Source organism: Diaphorobacter sp. JS3051 (genome assembly GCF_015832135.1).
GTDB classification, from domain to species: Bacteria; Pseudomonadota; Gammaproteobacteria; order Burkholderiales; family Burkholderiaceae_C; genus Diaphorobacter; species Diaphorobacter nitroreducens.
Map to the genome: position 1 here is coordinate 425,463 of NZ_CP065406.1, position 19,945 is coordinate 445,407.

Annotated in this window: 19 protein-coding genes and 2 pseudogenes; 13 read left to right on the top strand and 8 right to left on the bottom strand. The window is 67.0% G+C overall.

Annotation, left to right across the window (positions count from 1 at the left end):
• Positions 1-74: 74 nt before the first annotated feature.
• Positions 75-1,124 (bottom strand): extracellular solute-binding protein, encoded by a 1,050-nt coding sequence (locus tag I3K84_RS02065; protein ID WP_172207208.1) that lies wholly within the window; start codon positions 1,122-1,124, stop codon positions 75-77.
• A 183-nt stretch (positions 1,125-1,307) separates the two neighbouring features.
• Positions 1,308-3,149, bottom strand: coding sequence for a glutamine--tRNA ligase/YqeY domain fusion protein (locus I3K84_RS02070; protein WP_011804881.1), 1,842 nt, complete (start codon positions 3,147-3,149; stop codon positions 1,308-1,310).
• A 212-nt stretch (positions 3,150-3,361) separates the two neighbouring features.
• On the opposite strand from I3K84_RS02070, the gene I3K84_RS02075 reads away from it, so the two are divergent.
• The 7 genes and pseudogenes from I3K84_RS02075 to I3K84_RS02105 all read left to right on the top strand — a co-directional run bounded on the left by I3K84_RS02075 (position 3,362) and on the right by I3K84_RS02105 (position 8,287).
• A complete protein-coding gene (locus tag I3K84_RS02075; RefSeq protein ID WP_011804882.1) occupies positions 3,362-3,715 on the top strand; it encodes a hypothetical protein in 354 nt (117 codons plus the stop codon).
• Positions 3,716-3,798: 83 nt separating this feature from the next.
• Positions 3,799-4,245: a type II 3-dehydroquinate dehydratase gene (gene aroQ / locus I3K84_RS02080; RefSeq protein WP_011804883.1), complete on the top strand. Its 447-nt coding sequence runs from the start codon at positions 3,799-3,801 to the stop codon at positions 4,243-4,245.
• Positions 4,239-5,129, top strand: a complete 891-nt coding sequence (locus I3K84_RS02085; protein ID WP_196995401.1) for an alpha/beta fold hydrolase — start codon at positions 4,239-4,241, stop codon at positions 5,127-5,129. Before aroQ ends, I3K84_RS02085 begins: the two co-directional genes overlap by 7 nt.
• Positions 5,130-5,138: 9 nt before the next feature.
• Positions 5,139-5,564 carry an alternative ribosome rescue aminoacyl-tRNA hydrolase ArfB gene (arfB, locus tag I3K84_RS02090; protein WP_011804885.1) on the top strand — a complete coding sequence of 142 codons (426 nt, stop codon included), beginning with the start codon at positions 5,139-5,141 and terminating at the stop codon, positions 5,562-5,564.
• 113 nt (positions 5,565-5,677) lie between these two features.
• On the top strand, positions 5,678-6,514 hold the full coding sequence (locus I3K84_RS02095; RefSeq protein ID WP_047351431.1) for a class III extradiol ring-cleavage dioxygenase: 837 nt from the start codon (positions 5,678-5,680) through the stop codon (positions 6,512-6,514).
• A gap of 25 nt (positions 6,515-6,539) precedes the next feature.
• Positions 6,540-7,205, top strand: a complete 666-nt coding sequence (locus I3K84_RS02100) for an alpha/beta hydrolase (protein WP_047351430.1) — start codon at positions 6,540-6,542, stop codon at positions 7,203-7,205.
• A 154-nt stretch (positions 7,206-7,359) separates the two neighbouring features.
• Positions 7,360-8,287: pseudogene (locus I3K84_RS02105) on the top strand (DUF3014 domain-containing protein).
• 3 nt (positions 8,288-8,290) lie between these two features.
• On the opposite strand, the gene I3K84_RS02110 reads toward I3K84_RS02105, so the two are convergent.
• Entirely contained in the window at positions 8,291-8,758 is a 468-nt protein-coding gene (locus I3K84_RS02110) for an Lrp/AsnC family transcriptional regulator (protein WP_015913577.1), read from the bottom strand.
• 101 nt (positions 8,759-8,859) lie between these two features.
• Between I3K84_RS02110 and mdeB the strand changes: the two genes are divergently transcribed.
• Positions 8,860-11,532, top strand: coding sequence for an alpha-ketoglutarate dehydrogenase (mdeB, locus tag I3K84_RS02115; RefSeq protein WP_196995402.1), 2,673 nt, complete (start codon positions 8,860-8,862; stop codon positions 11,530-11,532).
• Positions 11,533-11,562: 30 nt separating this feature from the next.
• On the opposite strand, the gene I3K84_RS02120 is transcribed toward mdeB, so the two are convergent.
• From I3K84_RS02120 to I3K84_RS02140, 5 genes are all read right to left on the bottom strand, one after another.
• Complete coding sequence (locus I3K84_RS02120) at positions 11,563-12,420, bottom strand: zinc-dependent peptidase (RefSeq protein ID WP_196995403.1); 858 nt, start codon at positions 12,418-12,420, stop codon at positions 11,563-11,565.
• Positions 12,421-12,424: 4 nt separating this feature from the next.
• The gene (locus tag I3K84_RS02125; RefSeq protein WP_172207197.1) at positions 12,425-13,207 is read right to left on the bottom strand and encodes a UDP-2,3-diacylglucosamine diphosphatase; all 783 of its coding nucleotides are present in this window, start codon (positions 13,205-13,207) and stop codon (positions 12,425-12,427) included.
• 8 nt (positions 13,208-13,215) lie between these two features.
• On the bottom strand, positions 13,216-13,743 hold the full coding sequence (locus tag I3K84_RS02130; RefSeq protein WP_015913573.1) for a peptidylprolyl isomerase: 528 nt from the start codon (positions 13,741-13,743) through the stop codon (positions 13,216-13,218).
• 18 nt (positions 13,744-13,761) lie between these two features.
• A complete protein-coding gene (locus tag I3K84_RS02135; RefSeq protein WP_103737986.1) occupies positions 13,762-14,349 on the bottom strand; it encodes a peptidylprolyl isomerase in 588 nt (195 codons plus the stop codon).
• A gap of 82 nt (positions 14,350-14,431) precedes the next feature.
• Positions 14,432-15,004, bottom strand: coding sequence for a tetratricopeptide repeat protein (locus tag I3K84_RS02140; RefSeq protein WP_196995404.1), 573 nt, complete (start codon positions 15,002-15,004; stop codon positions 14,432-14,434).
• Positions 15,005-15,257: 253 nt separating this feature from the next.
• Between I3K84_RS02140 and cysS the strand changes: the two genes are divergently transcribed.
• The 5 genes and pseudogenes from cysS (at position 15,258) to tilS (ending at position 19,927) form a co-directional block, all read left to right on the top strand.
• The gene (gene cysS / locus I3K84_RS02145) at positions 15,258-16,634 is read left to right on the top strand and encodes a cysteine--tRNA ligase (RefSeq protein WP_047351423.1); all 1,377 of its coding nucleotides are present in this window, start codon (positions 15,258-15,260) and stop codon (positions 16,632-16,634) included.
• A gap of 45 nt (positions 16,635-16,679) precedes the next feature.
• On the top strand, positions 16,680-17,339 hold the full coding sequence (locus tag I3K84_RS02150; protein WP_103737984.1) for a DNA-3-methyladenine glycosylase: 660 nt from the start codon (positions 16,680-16,682) through the stop codon (positions 17,337-17,339).
• Between the two features lie 48 nt (positions 17,340-17,387).
• A complete protein-coding gene (locus tag I3K84_RS02155) occupies positions 17,388-18,365 on the top strand; it encodes an acetyl-CoA carboxylase carboxyltransferase subunit alpha (RefSeq protein WP_011804898.1) in 978 nt (325 codons plus the stop codon).
• 162 nt (positions 18,366-18,527) lie between these two features.
• Positions 18,528-18,827: pseudogene (locus I3K84_RS02160) on the top strand (chemotaxis protein); the annotation flags it as partial.
• 92 nt (positions 18,828-18,919) lie between these two features.
• Entirely contained in the window at positions 18,920-19,927 is a 1,008-nt protein-coding gene (gene tilS, locus I3K84_RS02165) for a tRNA lysidine(34) synthetase TilS (protein WP_123675647.1), read from the top strand.
• Positions 19,928-19,945 lie beyond the last annotated feature (18 nt).

The following is a 19,945-nucleotide window of genomic DNA, read 5'->3' on the forward strand; positions in this document are numbered from 1 at the left end:
ATCACCGAGCGATCCGGCACTCCTAGAAAAGCAACAGCCCGGCAGGGCCGGGCTGTGCGCAAGGGGCAGAGGGCTTACCGGAAACCGACGCGGTCCAGCATCTGCTGTACCTTGACGGTGTTGGCGCCGACCGCGCCAATGGGGATGGTTTCACTCTTGAACGGTTGGCCGCCCGTCATGGCCTTGAGGGCCGGGTTGCCCGGATCCACGCCTTTGGCGGCGGGCCATTCGTTGTTGCCGTTGGCAAAGTAGTTCTGAGCCTCAGGGCTGGCCAGGTATTCCAGGAACTTGATGGCGTTGGCCTGGTTCTTGGTGTGGCGGGCCACTGCGCCGCCTGCGATGTTCATGTGCGTGCCCCACGATTGCTGGTTGGGGAACACCACCGCCACCTTGTCCACCACGGCCTTGTCCTCGGGCTTGTCCGAGCGCATCAGGCGGGCGAGGTAATAGCTGTTGGTCACGGCGATATCGCATTCGCCTGCTGCGACGGCCTTGATTTGATCGGTGTCGCCCCCCTTGGGCGCGCGGGCGAGGTTGTTCACCACGCCCTTGAGCCATGCTTCGGCTTTCTGTTCACCCACGTGTTCCATCACGGCGCCGAACAGGCTCAGGTTGTAGGGGTGCGAGCCGGAACGGATGCAGACCTTGCCTTTGTTTTTGGGGTCGCCCAACTCTTCGTAGGTGTCCACATCGTCCTTGTTGACCTTGGTCTTGTTGTAGACAACCACACGCGCCCGCGTGGACAGGCCAAACCAGGGAATACCACCGTCGGCGACCGGTGTTGCGCGCAGGTTCGCGGGAATGGCGTCCTCCAGCACCTTCGAGCGCACGGGCAGGAACAGGCCGTCGGCCTCGCCACGGTAGAGGCGGGCGGCGTCCACCAGGAGGATCACGTCGGCAGGGGATGCGGCTCCTTCTGCCTTGAGACGGGCCATGATCCCGGCATCATCAGAATCCACGCGATTGATCTTGATGCCCGTGGCCTTGGTAAAGCCGCTGTACAGCGCTTCATCGGTGGCGTAGTGGCGGGCGGAATACAGGTTGACCACCTGGTCCTGCGCACTTGCGGCGCCTGCAGCGGCCAGAACACATGCAACAACCAAGGATTTCATAGGCATGGACATGAGGCTCAAGTCTTTCTCGGCAATAAGGTGGTGGGATGATAAAGCAAACGAGAATCGTTATTAAAAATCCATCTTTGCGCCGGGAGAATTTCCGTCGTGCACCCTCAGTAATGCGCAGGCGTTCGGTTTGAGACGAAAAAAATGCCCGCGGACGCGGGCATTTGCTTGTCGAGCAGCGGCTGGCTATTTCGCCCAACTGTCCTTCAGTCCGGTGATCTTGTTGAACACCGGGCGGCTGGCGCTGTGGTCCACCCGGTCGGCCACGAAGTAACCGAAGCGCTCGAACTGGAACTTATCGTCGGGCTGGGCGGCCGCCAGTGATGGCTCCACATAGGCAGTCACCACCTTCAGGCTGTCGGGATTGAGCAGGGCCAGAAAGTCTTTGCCACCCGCGTCGGGTTGGGCGTCGGTGAACAGGCGGTCGTAGAGGCGCACCTCGGCCTGCACGCCGTCCTGCACCCCCACCCAGGTGATGGCGGCTTTTACCTTCACGCTATCGGCGCCGGGCGTGCCGCTCTTGGTGTCGGGCACCACGGTGGCGAGCACGCGGGTGACGTGGCCGCCCGCATCTTTCTCGCAGCCGGTGCATTCGATGACGTAGCCGCCCTTCAGGCGCACGGTGTTGCCTGGAAGCATTTGCCCGTCCGCCCCGAGCCGGGGAGGATAAAGACGCTTGTAGCCCTTGGGTGGCACTTCGGCGAAGTCTTCGCGTTCGATCCAGACCTCGCGGCCCAGGGTGAAGTGGCGCTCGGGAACAGCCTGGCCTTCGTGCGCGTGCGGCAGGGCGGGTAGGCTGCAGGCCTCGACGTGGCCGTCGCTGCCGAAGACTTCGGCCCAGTTGGTCAGCGTGAGCGGGAGCGGGTCGAGCACGGCCATGGCGCGGTGTGCCTTGGATTCCAGGTCCTCGCGTAGGCAACCCTCCAGCGTGCCGTAGTCGATCCAGCTGTAGTCCTTGGTCACGCCAATGCGCTCGCAGAACATCTGGATGGAGGCCGGCGTATAGCCGCGCCGGCGCAGGCCCACGATGGTGGGCATGCGCGGATCGTCCCAGCCGCTCACGATGCCGCTGTCCACCAGGTGCTTGAGCTTGCGCTTGCTGGTGATGACGTAGGTGAGGTTCAGACGCGCGAACTCATACTGGCGCGGCTGGGGGCGGGCGATCAGGCCGCCTTCCCCCAGACGGTCCAGCAGCCAGTCGTAGAAGGGGCGCTGGTCCTCGAACTCCAGCGTACAGATGCTGTGGGTGATGCACTCCAGCGCATCCTCGATCGGGTGCGCGAAGGTGTACATGGGGTAGATGCACCATTGGTTGCCGGTGTTGTGGTGCTCGGCGTGCTTGATGCGGTAGATGGCCGGGTCGCGCAGGTTGATGTTGGGGTGCCCCATGTCGATCCTGGCGCGCAGCACGGCGGCGCCATCGGGGAGCTTGCCGTCACGCATCTCGCGAAAGCGCGCCAGGTTCTCCGCAGGGGTACGGTTGCGATAGGGGCTGTCTACCCCGGGCTTGCCGAAGTCGCCGCGGTTGGCGCGCATCTCTTCGGGCGTTTGCTCGTCCACGTAGGCGTTGCCGGTCTCGATCAGGTACTCGGCCGCGCGGTACATGAAGCCAAAGTAATTGCTGGCGTAGTACAGGTTCTCGTGGCCGTCGGGGTCTTTCCAGTCGAAGCCCAGCCAGCGCACGGCATCGATGATGCTGTCTACGTACTCCTGATCTTCCTTCTCGGGGTTGGTGTCGTCAAAGCGCAGGTGGCAGACGCCGCCGTAGTCGCGCGCCAGGCCGAAATTCAGGCAGATGCTCTTGGCATGGCCCACGTGCAAGTAGCCGTTGGGTTCAGGCGGAAAGCGCGTGCGGATCTTGGCAGGGTCAACCGCTGCGGCGGCGTGGTGGGCTGCGTCGCCTGGGCTGCCCGCCCAGTGTTTTTGGGCATGCACACCGTGCGACAGGTCGGATTCGATGATCTGGCGCAGGAAGTTGCTGGGTTTTGCGGCTTCCGCAGAAGTGTCGTGATGGACGGGGGTGCTCATGCGGGGGATTTTAGGCGGCATAGATGCGTACTACCGGCGCGAGCGCTTGTTGAGCGGCCGCTGCGGTTACGCATGGAAACGGCGCGGGGTACGTTCGGAAACAACCTGAACATCTGTTCATGCCATCCTTTCACGGTGCTGGCGCGTTAGACGTCCAAACGCCTTGTGTTCAAGCGCCCGGGTGCCGCGGCACCCCTATATAGGAGATTTTCATGATCCAACATCGCTCTTGGTTTGCCGCCGCCGCCTCGGCCGGCGTGGCGCTGGCCCTGTTGGTGGGCACAGGCACCGCCCAGGCACGCAGCGACGTGTACTGGTCTGTCGGCGTGGGCGTGCCCGGCGCCGTCGTGGGGGTGGGCAACGCCGCTCCTGTGTATTACTCGCCTCCCCCCGTGTATTACGCCCCGCCGCCCGTGGTGTACGCACCGCCCGTATACAGGGCTCCTCGCCCGGTCTATTACGCGCCACCCGTGGTCGTGGCACCGCCCGTGGGGTATTACCGCGGATACGGGCACGGGTACCGCCACGGCCATCGGCACCATCGCGGCCATCGCGATTGGCGCTGACACGGACACGCCAGTCGGAGTGCTGGCCGCGATAATGCGCATTCGCGGGTCCGTTGCGGCGGGTAGAACCGCGCTAGCACTCCATGACGAAAACCGTTTACGTTCTCAACGGCCCCAATCTCAACCTGCTGGGCACGCGCGAGCCGCAGGTGTATGGCTCCCAGACTCTGGCGGATGTCGAGCAGCTGTGCACGGCCGCATGTGCACGCCACGGGTTGGCGCTGGTATTTCGCCAGAGCAACCATGAAGGCGCTCTGGTGGACTGGATCCACGAGGCCGGCCGGCTGCATGCGGCGGGCCAATTGGCCGGCGTCGTGCTCAATGCTGCCGCCTACACCCATACCAGCGTGGCACTCCTGGATGCCGTGAAGGGCACGGGAGTGCCCGTGGTAGAGCTGCACATCAGCAACGTGCATGCGCGCGAGAGCTTTCGCCACCACTCCTATCTGGCCGGCGCGGCCCGCGCGGTGATGTGCGGGTTTGGGGTGCAGGGCTACGCCCTTGCCATTGACGGGCTGGCCCAATGGTGAGGGAGCCATCGCTCGCCACGCTGCCCTTGCCTCCTGAAGTCACTGCGTTGCAGCAACGCGCACGGCGCGAGTCCACCCCCTGCGGTACCGGCGACATCGTCTGGCATGTCTGGGGGGCATCCCAGGATGGTGCGCTGCCTCTGGTACTGCTGCATGGCGGCAGCGGCAGCTGGACGCATTGGGTGCGCAACATCCACGATCTGGAGGACAGTGGTCGCGAGGTCTGGGTCCCCGATCTGCCGGGATTCGGAGATTCGGCCGCACCACCCGTGGGGGGCGATGCGGACGCCCTGGTGGAGCCGCTGGCCGAAGGCCTGCGTACGCTGTTCGGGCCACGGCCGTGTGACCTGGTGGGATTTTCCTTTGGTGGATTGACGGCGGGCCTGCTGCTCGCAGCCCACCCCGAACTGGCCCGCCAGCTCGTATTGGTAGGAGCCCCGGCGATGGGGGTGGTGCCCCAACGGCAATTCGAGCTCAAGGCCTGGCGCCACCTGCCGCAGGAGGGGCAGATTGCGGCGCACCGCTACAACCTGGCGGCGCTGATGCTCCAGGACACTTCGCTCATCGACGGTTTGGGCGGCCTGGCGTTGAACACGCACGTGGCCAATGTAGTGCGCGACCGCATGCCCCGCCGCCGCCTGGCGCATACCGATGCGTTGGCGCGCGCTCTGCCGCTGGTGCCGTGCCCCGTGCATGCGATCTATGGCCGCAGCGACGCTCTGTACAAGGAGTGGATTGGTGCATTGGAGGGCGCTTACGCGGCGGCGGCACCGGACTTTCGCGGCATGGCGCTGATCGAGGAAGCCGGCCACTGGGTGCAGTTTGAGCGCCCGCAGCGCTTCCTGCAGGCGCTGGACGACGCCCTGCGCGCCGGGGCCGCCTGACGGACGGGCATGGCCTCCGGCAATCCTTCTTCCGGCGTGCGCGTGGACCCGGCCGAGGTCGAACTTACCGCCATGCGCGCCCAGGGGGCGGGCGGGCAGAACGTGAACAAGGTGTCCAGTGCCGTGCACCTGCGCTTCGACATCGCGGCCTCTTCATTGCCTGAAGATGTGAAACAGCGCCTGCTGGCCCTGCGCGACAGCCGCATCACTCAGCAGGGGGTATTGGTCATCAAGGCACAGCAATACCGCACCCAGGAGGCCAACCGCCTGGATGCGTTGGCGCGCCTGCAGGCGCTGGTGGACAGCGTGGCGCGGCCGCCGCGCGTGCGACGTGCCACGCGGCCCACGCTGGGATCGCAGCAGCGGCGGCTGGAGTCCAAAAGCCGGCGCGGAGGTGTCAAGGCATTGCGCGGGCGGCCCCATCTGGGAGAGTGACGCTGCTTTCACATCGCATTGGTGTGATGGATGGGACGCTGTGATGGGGTCTATGGCGCTTGGCATCAAGCGTGTCGCTCCCACATGATTGCAACCTGGACTGAGGTTTTGCCATGAACACCCCCCATACCCCTTCTGTCACCTCTTCGACGACCGCTGCCGCGCTGCCCGTGCTGTTCGTCTCGCACGGCGCGCCGCTGTTTGCGCTGGAGCCCGGCAGTACCGGCCCGGCGCTCACCCGCTGGGGCGCTGAACTGAAGGCGCAGTACCCCCGATTGCGCGGCGTGGTCATCATGTCGCCGCACTGGGTGGCGCGCGGCGCCACCGTCATGACCGGGGCGCAGCCCGAGACCTGGCACGACTTCGGCGGTTTTCCTCGTCCGCTCTATGCGCTCCAGTACCCGGCTGCCGGAGCACCCGCCCTGGCACAGGAGGTGTTGGCCCTGCTGGAGCAGGCTGGCATCGACGCGCGGGGCGACGCGGCGCGCCCCTTCGACCATGGCGCCTGGGTGCCGCTGATGCATCTGTTCCCGCAGGCCGACGTGCCCGTGGTGCAGGTCGCGCTGCCCGTGGGTGCCGGTCCGGCAGAGGTGTATGCGATGGGTGCGGCGCTGCGCGGCCTGCGTGAGCAGGGCGTGCTGGTCGTGGGCTCCGGCAGCATGACGCACAACCTGGCCGAGTTCTTTGGCGGCGCCGACCAGCCCGCGCCCTATGTGGTGGAATTCAGCCGCTGGATCGAGGCGCAACTGGAGCAGGGCGACACCGCGGCCCTGCTGGACTACCGCGCCCGTGCGCCGCATGCCCGGCGTGCGCATCCCACGGAAGACCACTTCCTGCCCATCTTCTTTGCGCTGGGCGCTGCCGGCGAAGGCGCCGAGGCGCACTATCTGAGCCGCGAAGTCATGCATGGCATGCTGGCCATGGACGCCTTCGCGCTGCAGGCTGCCTGACACTTCCCCCATCACGACGTTGCCCATGCTCGACCTACCCCTTTCCTTCCTTCACCGCCCCGCGACGCCCGGCTCCGAGCCGTGGCTGCTGGTGCTCATGCACGGCGTGGGCAGCAACGAACAGGACCTGTTCGGCCTGGCCCCGCATGTACCCCCGCAATACCACGTGCTGAGCCTGCGCGCACCGTACCGCATGGGGCCGACGGCCAATGCCTGGTTCGAATTCACCGTGGCGGCGGATGGCGCGCGCAGCATCAACGAGCCGCAGGAGGCCGCCAGCCGCGCGCTGGTGGCGCAGACCGTGGACGCCGCGGCGCGCCAGCTGGGTATTCCCGCCGCACGCGTGGTGGCGGGCGGCTTCAGCCAGGGCGGCATCATGGCGCTGACCCTGCTGCTCACGCGGCCTGAACTGCTGCACGGCGCGATGGTCTGGCACAGCCGGCTGCTGCCGCAGGCGCTGCCCCATGCGGCGCAGCCGGCCGCGCTGGCGGGGCGCCAGCTCTGGGTGAGCCATGGCGTGCAGGACAACGTCATTCCGCTGGCCAGTGCCCAGGCCATACGCGACCATGTCCGGACGCTGCCGCTGGCGCTGAGCTACCGCGAGTACCCGGGCATGCACGAAATCCGCCCGGAGGAACTGCGCGATTCCATGGCCTGGCTGCACGGCCTGGCCGCAGGCGCCGCCGGTTGACCCCGGTGGTAAGCCTCGTAACCTCTGGTGGTTTAACGTGGTTTTATATGAAACAGGGCTGTAGCATAGGCGGGTCAAGCGCTAATAGCTATCAATATTGAAGCAAAGGTACCCCTTGCACGGTGCGAGGGGGCCTCGTGGAGAAAGGACCGCCATGCCTGTACGAGACCCCGCCGAATTCCATCCCCGGCAGGAGTCCTCGGTCTCTGTCTGGACCGTCATTGCCCTGGTGGCGATCGCCGCCGCGGGCGCCGCCTGGTGGTTCGGGTGGCGCCACACCCAGGCCCCCGAACCTGCGCCCGCGGCCCCCGCCGTCGAGGCCACCCCCCGCCGCCGCGCCGCAGGTACCCGCGTCCGGCCCGCAGAACCCGGTGGAAGTGCTGGAACCCCCGGCCGACGCGCTGCCCGCGCTGGCCGATTCCGACGCCTACGTGGCCCGCGCGCTGGCGGAACTGCTGGGGCCGCAGGCGGCGGCGCTGCTGCAGCCCGAGGGGCTGGTGCGCCGCATGGTGGCGACCATCGACAACTTGGCACGCGCCCAGGCACCCTCGCGCATGTGGCCCGTGCAGCCCACGCCCGGCCGTTTCACGGTGGAAGGGGCGCAGGATGCGCCTGCGCAGGCCATCGCACCGGCCAACGCGGCGCGTTACCAAGCCTTCGTCACGCTGGCCGAAGCCGTGCCCGTGGACGCCGCGGTGAAGCTCTATGCCCGCATGTATCCGCTGTTCCAGGCGGCCTATGAAGAACTGGGCTTTCCCGGGCGCTACTTCAACGACCGCCTGGTGGCGGTACTCGACCACCTGCGCGCCGCGCCCGAGCCCGCGGGGCCCTTGCAGGTGCGCCTGGTGCCCGTGGTGGGCGAGGTGCCCTCCACCCGGCCTTGGGTGCGCTACGAATTCGTGGACCCCCAACTGCAGGCACTCTCCAGCGGTCAGAAGATGCTGGTGCGCATGGGCCCTGAGAATGCGCGCCGCCTGAAGGCCGTGCTGGCCGAGCTGCGCCGCCGCGTGGCCACTGGAGACATGGCGGCGGGCAACGTCGCGCGCATACCGGCGCAGGCGACGCCGCCTGCCAGCCGCTGACCGCTACGGCGTTGGCAGAGGCAACGCCGTCTTGTAGCGCACCTGCTTGAGCGTGAAGCTGGTGCGGATCTTCTCGATGCCCGGGATGGGCGTGAGCTGCTCGAGAATGAAACGTTCCAGCGCCGCGATGTCGGGCAGCGCCACGCGGATCAGGTAGTCGCTGTCGCCCGTCATCAGGTAGCACTCCATCACCTGATCATGCTCGGCGATGCGCTGTTCGAAGGCCGAGAGCGCTTCCTTGCTCTGGCTTTTCAGGCTGATGTTGATGAACACATTGAGCCCCAGCCCCAGCGCCGTGGCATTGGCCAGCGCCACATACCGGCTGATGACGCCAGCGGCCTCCAGCGCCTTGACCCGGGCCAGGCAGGGCGAAGCCGACAGGTGCACGCGCCGCGCCAGCTCCACATTGGACAGCGCGCCATCGGCCTGCAATTCGGCCAGGATGCGCAAATCGGTAGCGTCAAGCTTCATATGCTGAAAATCATTCCGTGAACGGCATATTGTGCCGATGAAGGGTGAAACATCGTGTGAATCGGCATCCTATTTCGGTATGCGGGGCCTACAGTGGCGCGATGAACGCCCCCACGCCCCTCGCAACACTGGCTACCCTCGCTGCCGCGGCCAGCCCCGATACCGACCCCCAGGAAACCGCCGAATGGCGTGACGCCCTGCAGGCCCTGGTGGCCACGGCAGGGCCTGAGCGCGCGCGCTTTCTGCTGGACGAGCTGAACCGGCTGGCCGGCCAATTGCGCGTGGACTGGCGCCCCGGCTTGAATACGCCCTACGTGAACACCGTGTCCGTGCAGGAGCAGGGGGTGTTCCCCGGCGACCTGGCGATCGAGGAGCGTCTGGCGTCCATCATGCGCTGGAACGCGCTGGCCATGGTGGTGCGCGCCAACCAGGCCTATGGTGAACTTGGCGGCCACATTGCCAGCTACGCCAGTGCGGCCGACCTGTTCGAGAGCGGCTTCAACCACTTCTTCCGCGCCCGCGAGGGTCTGGGCGAAGGCCAGCACCGGGGCGACCTGGTGTTTTTCCAGCCGCACAGCGCGCCCGGCGTGTACGCGCGCGCCTTCCTTGAAGGGCGTTTGAGCGAGCGGGACCTGATGCACTACCGCCAGGAGATCACCGCCCCGGCGCAAGGCGCGCGTGGCCTCTCCAGCTACCCGCATCCCTGGCTCATGCCGGACTTCTGGCAGTTCCCCACCGGCTCCATGGGCATCGGCCCCATCAGCAGCATCTACCACGCGCGCTTCATGCGCTACCTCACGCATCGCAACCTGCTGGATTGCTCCGCACGCAAGGTGTGGGGCGTGTTCGGCGACGGCGAGATGGACGAACCCGAATCCATGAGCGCCCTCACGCTCGCCGCGCGCGAGGGGCTGGACAACCTCGTCTGGGTCGTCAACTGCAACCTGCAGCGCCTGGACGGCCCAGTGCGCGGCAACGGCCGCATCATCGACGAGCTGGAGCGCCTGTTCGCTGGCGCGGGCTGGAACGTGGTCAAGCTCGTCTGGGGCAGCGACTGGGACGGCCTGTTCGCCCGCGACCTCACGGGCGCGCTGGTGCGCACGCTGGAAGGGACGGTCGATGGCCAGATGCAGACCTTTGCCGCCAAGGATGGGCGCTACAACCGCGACCACTTCTTCGGCCAGACCCCCGAACTGGCCGCGCTGGCGCAAGGCATGACCGACGAGCAGATCGACCGCTTGAAGCGCGGCGGGCATGACCTGGTGAAGATCCACGCGGCCTATGCTGCCGCCGCGCGCCACCGCGGCCAACCCACGGTGATCCTCGCCCACACCAAGAAGGGCTACGGCATGGGCCAGGCCGGCCAGGGCAAGATGACCACGCACAGCCAGAAGAAGCTCGACGACGCCGACCTCATCGAATTCCGCAACCGCTTCAACCTGCCCTTGAGCGACGCTCAGGCCACGGGCCTGGCGTTCTACAAGCCGGGGGACGACAGCCCCGAGATGCAGTACCTGCGCCGCCAACGCCAGGCCCTGGGCGGCTACCTGCCCCGGCGCGAAACGGTGTGCGACGTGCTGCCCGTGCCGCCCCTCGCCAGCTATGCGCAGTTTGCGCTGGCGGCCGATGGCAAGGAAATGAGCACCACCATGGCCTTCGTGCGCATGCTCGGTACGCTGCTCAAGGACGTCACGCTCGGCCCGCGCATCGTCCCCATCGTGGCCGACGAGGCACGCACCTTCGGCATGGCCAACCTGTTCAAGCAGGTGGGCATCTACAGCAGCGTGGGCCAGCGCTACGCGCCCGAGGACATCGGCTCGGTGCTTTCGTACCGCGAGGCGCTGGATGGGCAGATCCTGGAGGAAGGCATCAGCGAGGCCGGTGCCATCGCCAGCTGGACGGCCGCCGCCACCAGCTACAGCGTGCACGGCCTGGCCATGCTGCCGTTCTACATCTACTACTCGATGTTCGGCTTTCAGCGCGTGGGCGACGCCATCTGGGCCGCCGCCGATCAGCGCGCCCGCGGCTTCCTGCTGGGCGCCACCTCGGGCCGCACCACGCTGGGCGGCGAGGGCCTGCAGCACCAGGACGGCTCCAGCCACCTCGTGGCCGCCACCATCCCCAACTGCAAGGCCTACGACCCGGCCTTCGCGGGCGAGTTGGCCGTGATCGTGGACGCCGGCATGCGCGAGATGGTCGCCGAGCAGCGCGACGTTTTCTATTACGTCACGCTCATGAACGAAAACTATGCCCAGCCGGACCTGCCGGCCGAGGCCCATGCAGGGGTGCTGCGTGGATGCTATTTATTTAATAGCTATCAACGCTTGCTGGATGAGCGCAATGGCTCAATTTCATCTCAAAAAAACGTGACCCTGCTGGGCTCCGGCGCCATCCTCACCGAGGTCATAAAGGCGGCGCAACGGCTGGCCGATGAGGGCATCGCGGCCACCGTGGTCAGCGTGACGAGCTGGAGCGAGCTGGCGCGCGACGGCATGGCCTGTGAGGCCGGGCGTGACAGGGGGGATGCAGGCGATGCCAAGCCCTGGCTTACGCAGGTACTGGAGGGAACGAGCGGCCCGGTCATTGCCGCCACGGACTATGTGCGGGCCGTGCCCGAATCGGTGCGCGCCTATGTGCCCGCGGGGCGCCGCTACCGCGCGCTGGGCACGGATGGCTTTGGCCGCAGCGACACGCGGGCGGCGCTGCGTGCGTACTTTGGGGTCGATGCCGCCAGCATTGCGCAGGCGGCGCGGGCCGTGCTGACGGGCGGTTGAGGGGCGGTTGAGGGGCGGGACGAAGCCGCCTCAGCCGGACAGGGGCCGGCCGAAGAACGCATCCAGCACGGGCAGCAGGGTGGGGAATTCCTGCCCGAAACGTTCACGGTGCACGAAGTACGCCTCGCAGGCCACGGCGAAGAACTCCGCGGGCGCGGTGGCGCCGTACGCATCCAGCCACGGCCATGCGCCGCCGAAACGCTCGGCGATGATGACCTGCTCGCGGAACTGCTCGTACGCGGGCTCCCAGGCGTCGCGCCAGGCCGCGTGCGCGGCGCGCGCGCCCCGCGTGCCCATGAATCCCGGAGGCAAAGGCGGGCAGCCGTCGGCCGGGCCGTTGCGCATGTCGATCTTGTGCACAAACTCGTGGATCACCACGCTGGTGGCGACCGGCTGCCCGTCCGGTCCGCCCTGGCCGGCCCCGTCCACGGCGGGCCAGCTCAGCATGACGGGGCCGCGCTCCATGGCTTCGCCCAACAGCACCTCGTCGTAGTGGTGCACCACGCCGGCGGCATCCACGGCCTGGCGGCGCGCCACGGCCTCGGCCGGATGCACCACGATACCCACGAAGTCGTCGTACCAGGCCAGCGCACGCTCGGGAGCGCCCCAGTGCAGCAGCGGCAGGCAGGCCTGGGCCGCAATCGAGACCGCCATGGCATCGGTCACCACCAGCCCATGGGCGCCGGTGAACTCCTTGCGGTCCAGGAACAGCGCACTCAGGGCGCGCAGCTTGCCTTGGTCATGCAGTGGCAGCGCCTGCAGGAATGGGTAGCGCCGCAGGGTCTGCAACCACAGTTGCGCGGAGATGTCGGGGAGGGGGGCCACGGTGGCGCGTACGCGCAGGGCCAGTTGGCGAAGGAAGTGCAGGGGTGCGCGGGTACGTGCCATGCCGCTACGTGGGGACGAGCGGCAGGCGCTGCAAGCCCTCGGCCGTCAGGCGCAGCACGCCGGCGCGCGGCGGGTGGGCGTCCAGGTCCCAGTCCGTGAGCACGTGGCGCGCCAGGCCGGGGGCCAGTACATGGTCCGCAGGCAGATGGGTGTGGCCGTGGATGAGCGCCTGGGCCCCCGCGGCGCGCAGCCACTCGATGGCGGCCGGGCTGTCCACATCGGCATAGACCGCGGCGCCGGCCTGCTTGCGCGCCTCGCTCTCGCTGCGGGCGCTGCGGCCCTGTGCGCGGCGCTCGTGCAGCGGGCGCGCCAGCAACTGGGCCTGCCATTGCGGGTTGCGTGCCAGGATGCGAAAGCGCTGGTATTCCACATCGTTCAGGCACAGCGCATCGCCATGCGACAGCAGCCAGCGTCGGCCAGCGAACGTGAGCACCGTGGGATCGGCCAGCACGGGTATACCCGTGTGGCGCGTGAAGCCCTCACCCACGAGGAAGTCGCGGTTGCCGTGCATGAAATATAGCGGCCTCGCGTGCGTGGCCTGGGCGAGCAGGGCGCAGCAGGCGCCTTCGAAGCTGCCCGGCTCGTCGATGGCGTCGTCGCCCACCCAGACCTCGAACAGGTCGCCCAGCAGGAACACCGCGTCGGCGGGCGTGCTGTGCAGGTACTGCCGCAAGGTCTGCACCGTGGAGGGCTGGGCTGGCTCCAGGTGCAGGTCGGAGATGAAGTCCACCGTGCGCCACGCGGCTGGCGCGGCCAGCTCGTCCATCGGCGGCACGGATGGTGTCATCGCAGGGCTTACAGCGCCACAGCCTTGTCGATCACCACGGCGTCGAAGGGCACGTCGTCGTGGAAGCCCTTGCGCGTGGTGCGCACCTTCTTGATGGCGTCGACCACGTCCTCGCCCTTGACCACCTTGCCGAACACGGCGTAGCCCCAGCCCTGTGGTGTGGGGGAGGTGTGGTTCAGGAAGGCGTTATCCACCACGTTGATGAAGAACTGTGCCGTGGCGCTGTGCGGGTCGCCGGTGCGGGCCATGGCGATGGTGTACTTGTCGTTCTTCAGGCCGTTGGCGGCCTCGTTCTCGATGGGCGCATCGGTCGGCTTTTGCTTCATATCGGCCGTGAAGCCGCCGCCCTGGGCCATGAAGTTCTTGATCACGCGGTGAAAGATCGTGCCGTCGTAGAAGCCCTTGTTCACGTAGTTCAGGAAGTTGGCGGTGGACTTGGGGGCGTTCACGGCGTCCAGTTCCAGCGTGATGACGCCTTGGGTGGCCGTCTCGGCAACGTTGATGGTGACGTGCAGTTCGACTTGTGGGTTGCTCATGGCGGGTGTCCTTTCAGGTTACTTGACCAGGGTTGCGGATTGGATGACCACGGGGGTCGTGGGCACGTTCTGGTGCATGCCGCGGTTGCCGGTGGCCACGGCCTTGATCTTGTCCACCACCTCGGTACCGCTCACCACCTTGCCGAACACGGCGTAGCCGTGGCCGTCGGGTTGGGGCGCGTTGAGCATGGCGTTGTTCGCCACGTTGATGAAGAACTGGCTGGTCGCCGAATTGGGGTTGGCCGTGCGGGCCATGGCGATCGTGTACTTGTCGTTCTTCAGCCCGGTGGTGGCTTCCAGCGGGATCGGGGCCTTGGTGGGCTTTTGCTGCATGTCGGCCGTGAAGCCGCCACCCTGGATCATGAAGCCATCGATCACGCGGTGAAAGACCGTGCCGTCATAGTGTTTGTCGGCCACGTAGGCCAGGAAGTTCTCCACCGTCTTGGGCGCCTTGGCCGGATCCAGTTGCACCACGATGTCACCCAGGCTGGTGGCGAGCTTGACCTGGGGTGCTGCGGCACCGGCGGTCTGGGCATTTGCTACTGTAACAATAGCTGCTAGCGCACATCCAGCAAGCGTTTGCGTGATATTTCTTCTGGAAATCATGGTTGCTCCTTGATCGAAAGGGTTAGGGGGCCCGCGGCGCCCGGCTATGCGGGGTCGGGGCCGGCGCGCAAGACGGCGCACCTCAGCGGCTGGCCGGGGTGGCGGCCTGGGGTGCGGCGGGCTTCGATTCGGTGGCGAACAGCTCGCGCAGCAGCTTGAGCTTGGGCGCCACCGAGGCGGCCGTGGCACGGTCCAGCTGTTGCGCGCGCAGATACGACTGGCTGGCCAGCTTGGCGTGGATGTCGCCCAGGTTCTCGTGGGCGGTGGCGTAGTCGGGCTTGGTGCGGATCGCCGTCTCCAGCGCTGCGCGGGCTTTTTCCAGTTGGTTCTGGCTGGCGTAGAGCACGGCCAGGTTGTTGTAGGGCTCGGGCAGCTCGGGGTAGTCCTCGGTCAGCTGCACGAAGGCATCGATGGCTTCGGCAGGCTTGCCGGAATCGGCCAGCGCCACGGCGCGCAGGAAGCGCAACTGCGGATCGCGCGGGGTGGCGGCCAGGCGCTGGTCCAGCTTCACGATGGCTTCGGCTGGCTTGCCCAGCTGGAGCAGGCGGGAAATGTCGGCGTACTCGTCCGCCTGGGCCCATGAAGCTGCGAGCAGGGCCACAGTGGCGGCAAGCAGATGCAGGCAGCGGAGGGCGGGTCGGCGTGCAGGAGTCATGGAGGAGGGGCTGGAGAGACGGAGCAGCGCGGTCGGGCCGCGGTGCGGGCTTATACTGCGGCCGATTGTAGCGGAGGGGTTTTGTCATGCCGGTACGCTGTTGCCGCTCCTGATGGCGGGCCCGCCGCCCTTGCGGCAGACCGCCTGCACGCCCCGCGGCACCGCCCATCGCGCGCACTCGCTCTGAGTCGCGCGCCGCACCGGGCGCGCACCGTACCCATCCGCCCCCACCGATTCCCTGGACCCGTCATCCATGAGCTTGCGTATCTACAACACGCTGTCGCGTGCATTGGAGGAGTTTTCCCCGCTCGAACCCGGCCATGTGCGCATGTACGTGTGCGGCATGACCGTGTACGACCTGTGCCACCTGGGCCACGCGCGCTCCATGATCGCCTTTGACGTAGTGCAGCGCTGGCTGCGCGCATCCGGCCTGGCGGTGACCTACGTGCGCAACATCACCGACATCGACGACAAGATCATCAAGCGCGCGGTGGAGAACGGCGAGACCATTCGCAGCCTGACCGACCGCATGATCGACGCGCTGCACCAGGACGCCGACGCGCTGGGCATTGAGCGTCCCACGCACGAGCCCCGCGCCACCGCCTATGTGCCGCAGATGCTGGACATGATCGGCACGCTCCAGGGCAAGGGCCTGGCCTACCAGGCGGGCAACGGCGACGTGAACTATGCGGTGCGCAAGTTCCCCGGCTACGGCAAGCTGTCGGGCAAGTCGCTGGACGAGCTGAATGCCGGCGAGCGTGTGGCCGTGCAGGACGGCAAGCACGACCCGCTGGACTTCGTGCTGTGGAAGTCCGCCAAGCCCGAGGAGCCAGCCGATGTGAAGTGGCGCAGCCCCTTCGGCGAGGGGCGCCCGGGCTGGCATATCGAATGCTCCGCCATGGGCTGCGCGCTGCTGGGCGAGAGCTTCGACATCCACGGCGGTGGCGCCGATCTGCAGTTTCCGCACCACGAGAACGAGATCGCCCAGAGCGAGGGCGCCACGGGCAAACCGTTCGCGCGGCTGTGGATGCACAACGGCTTCATCAACGTGGACAACGAGAAGATGTCCAAGAGCCTGGGCAACTTCTTCACCATCCGCGACGTGCTCAAGGAATACGACGCGGAGACTGTGCGCTTCTTCGTGGTCCGCAGCCACTACCGCAGCCCGCTGAACTACAGCAACGTGCACCTGGACGATGCGCGTGCCGCGCTCAAGCGCCTGTACACCGCGCTGAGCCTGGTGGCACCGGCCCCGGTCGAGGTGGACTGGGCCGAAGGCTACGCCGCCCGCTTCAAGGCGGCCATGGACGAGGACTTCGGCACCCCCGAAGCGGTGGCCGTGCTGTTCGACCTGGCCGGTGAGGTGAACCGTAGCAAGTCGCCCGCCGCGGCGGGCTTGCTGAAGGCGCTGGGCGGCCACCTGGGGCTGCTGCAGGCGGATCCGCAGGACTTTTTGAAGGCGGGCGCCGGACTGGACGAGGCGGCCATCCAGGCGCAGATCGCCGCGCGCGCCGCCGCCAAGGCAGCCAAGAACTTCGCCGAGGCCGACCGCATCCGCAATGATCTGCTGGCGCAGGGTATCGTGCTCAAGGACTCCGCCTCGGGCACGACCTGGGAGGCGGCTCAGTAAATGGGTTTCGATTCAAATTGGCATGTAGGGCTTGTGGGGTAAGCGGTGGCAGCTACTAAAAAAATAGCGGATGCACCTCCGTCCCTCACGCGCCCCAGCTATTGGGAAGAGGCCTGCCGGCATCTGACCAAGAAGGACCGCGTGATGCGTCGCCTGATTCCCCAGGTAGGCAACGTGGCTCTGAGCCAGCGCGGCGACGCCTTCACCACGCTGGCGCGCTCCATCGTGGGCCAGCAGGTGTCGGTGGCGTCGGCGCAGCGCGTGTGGGACCAGTTCGCCGCCCTGTCGCGCAGCATGACGCCGCGCAGCGTGCTCAAGCTCAAGGTGGACGACATGCGTGCGGCCGGCCTGTCGGCCCGCAAGGTGGAGTACCTGGTGGACCTGGCGCTGCACTTCGACAGTGGCCGGCTGCACGTGAAGCAGTGGGACCAGATGGACGACCAGGCCATCGTTGCCGAGCTGGTGGCGATCCGCGGCATCAGCCGCTGGACGGCGGATATGTTCCTCATCTTCCATCTGGCGCGGCCGAACGTGCTGCCGCTGGACGATGCCACGCTGATCCAGGGCATCAGCCAGCATTATTTTTCGGGCGACCCGGTCAGCCGCAGCGATGCGCGTGAAGTGGCTGATGCGTGGAAACCCTGGTGCAGCGTGGCGAGTTGGTATATTTGGCGGTCGCTCGCCCCCCTGCCGGTGGACTACTGAACAACGCAGGGCGGCCGGTACCGGGCACTGCCCCGAGGAGAAAACAAGTTGGCGAAAAAGACCTTTCTGGACTTCGAGCAGCCCATTGGCGAGCTGGAATCCAAAATCGAAGAACTGCGCTATGTGCAGAACGAGAGCGCGGTGGACATCTCCGAGGAGATTGACCAGCTCAGCAAGAAGAGCCTGCAGCTCACCAAGGACATCTACAGTGACCTGACCCCCTGGCAGATCACGAAGATCGCCCGCCATCCGGAGCGCCCGTACACCATGGACTACGTGCGCGAGATCTTCACGGATTTCGTGGAAATGCACGGCGACCGGCACTTCGCGGACGACCAGTCCATCGTGGGGGGCCTCGCGCGCTTCAACGGTCACGCCTGCATGGTGCTGGGCCACCAGAAGGGCCGCGACACCAAGGAGCGCACCGCGCGCAACTTCGGCATGAGCCGGCCCGAGGGCTACCGCAAGGCCCTGCGCCTGATGAAGACGGCCGAGAAGTTCAAGCTGCCCGTGTTCACTTTCGTCGATACGCCCGGTGCGTACCCCGGCATCGACGCCGAGGAGCGCGGCCAGTCCGAAGCCATCGGCCGCAACATCTACGAGATGGCCCAGCTGGAAGTGCCGATCATCACCACGGTGATCGGCGAAGGCGGATCCGGCGGCGCGCTGGCCATCAGCGTGGCCGACCAGGTCATCATGCTGCAGTACTCGATTTACTCGGTCATCAGCCCCGAGGGCTGCGCGTCCATCCTCTGGAAGACCAGCGACCGCGCGCAGGACGCCGCCGAGGCCATGGGCATCACGGCGCACCGCCTGAAGGCCCTGGGTCTGGTGGACAAGATCGTGAACGAGCCCGTGGGGGGCGCGCACCGCGACCACAAGCAGATGGCCGCCTTCCTCAAGCGTGCCCTGGGCGATGCCTACCGCCAGCTGTCGGACCTCAAGCCCAAGGAACTGCAGGACCGCCGCTACGAGCGCCTGCAGAGCTACGGCCGCTTCACGGACACCAAGGCGGACAGCCGCTAAGGCGAGGCGCACGCGCAGTCAGCGACGCGCCGATCCTTGAAAAAGGTGGGGGAATCCCCGCCTTTTTTTGTGACTTACTTGTATCAAAACGTATTATCTTTCCTCGTGCGGACGCGCATCGCTGCAGGAAGAAGGGTTACGTATGTCTCTGTGGAAGTCTCTCACGATGCGGGCACCACCATGGCGGACATCGTGCAGTCGGTGCAGCGCGTCACGGACATCATGGCCGAGATCACCGCTTCCACAAACGAGCAAAGCACCAGCATTGGCGAGGTAGGCCAGGCCGTGGCGCAGTTGGATCAGATGACCCAGCAGAACGCCGCACTGGTGGAAGAAAGCGCCGCAGCGGCGGCCAGCCTCAAAGACCAGTCCGTACGCCTGTCCGACGTGGTGGGTACCTTCCGGCTGCACGACGAGGCCGCAAGCGCCGGTCGGTCGGCGCCGCTGGCACTGCAGCGCTAGCGTGGCGGGGGGGCGCTGGCGCGCGCCGATAATCGGGCCGTCATGCCTGCCCATACGCCACCGCGCCCGCACTGCCGCCGCAGGAGGGACGCTTGACCCAGTCGTTCGACGCCGCAGTCGCGGCCTTCCGGCCCCGTCTGCCCCTGGCCGTGGCCCTCAGCGGCGGCGCAGATTCGACGGCACTGCTGTTGGCCTGCGCAGCGCGCTGGCCGGGGCAGGTGGTGGCTTTCCACGTGCACCATGGGCTGCAGGCGGCGGCCGACGGGTTTGAGCAGCATTGCGTGGCCTTGTGTGAGCGGCTGGGCATACCGCTGTGGGTGCGCCGCGTGGATGCGCGCCACGCCGCCGGACAAAGCCCTGAAGACGCGGCGCGCCAGGCGCGTTACAAGGCTTTTGAGGCGTTGTCGCTTGACTGTCAATCGCTAGTAGCTATAAAAACAATAGCGTTGGCGCAGCATGCGGACGACCAGGTCGAGACATTGCTGCTCGCCCTATCGCGGGGCGCGGGCGTAGCCGGGCTTGCCGCCATGCCGGCGCAGTGGCAGCGCGCGGGCATGGACTGGTGCAGGCCGCTGCTGCGCGTGGCAGGCGCCGACGTGCGCGCCTGGCTGGTCGCGCGTGGCGAACGCTGGGTGGAAGACCCGACCAACGCCGACGAGCGCTTCACGCGCAACCGCATCCGCCGCCAGTTGCTGCCGGCGCTGCAGCAGGCGTTCCCGCAGTTTCGTGACACCTTTGCGCGCAGTTGCGAACACGCGGCGCAGGCCAGCGAGCTGCTGCAGGAACTGGCCGCCGCCGATGCAGCGGCCATCGGCCAGCCGCCCCGCATCGCGGCGCTGCGTGCGTTGGGAAGGGCGCGCCAGGCGAACGTGCTGCGCCACTGGCTGCGTGTGCACCACGCCACCACGCCTACAGCCGCACAGCTGAACGAATTGCTGGACCAGTTGGCCGCATGTGCCACGCGCGGGCACCGCATTCACCTGAAGGTGGGCGAGGGCTATGTGGTCCGCGAGGCGGAGGTGCTCGGTTGGTACAATCAACAGGTTTTGGTCCCCATTTCCGCACGGGACGGCGGCGCGCCAGAACAGCTTTTGCAATAGCGCCGCGCATCTGCGTCC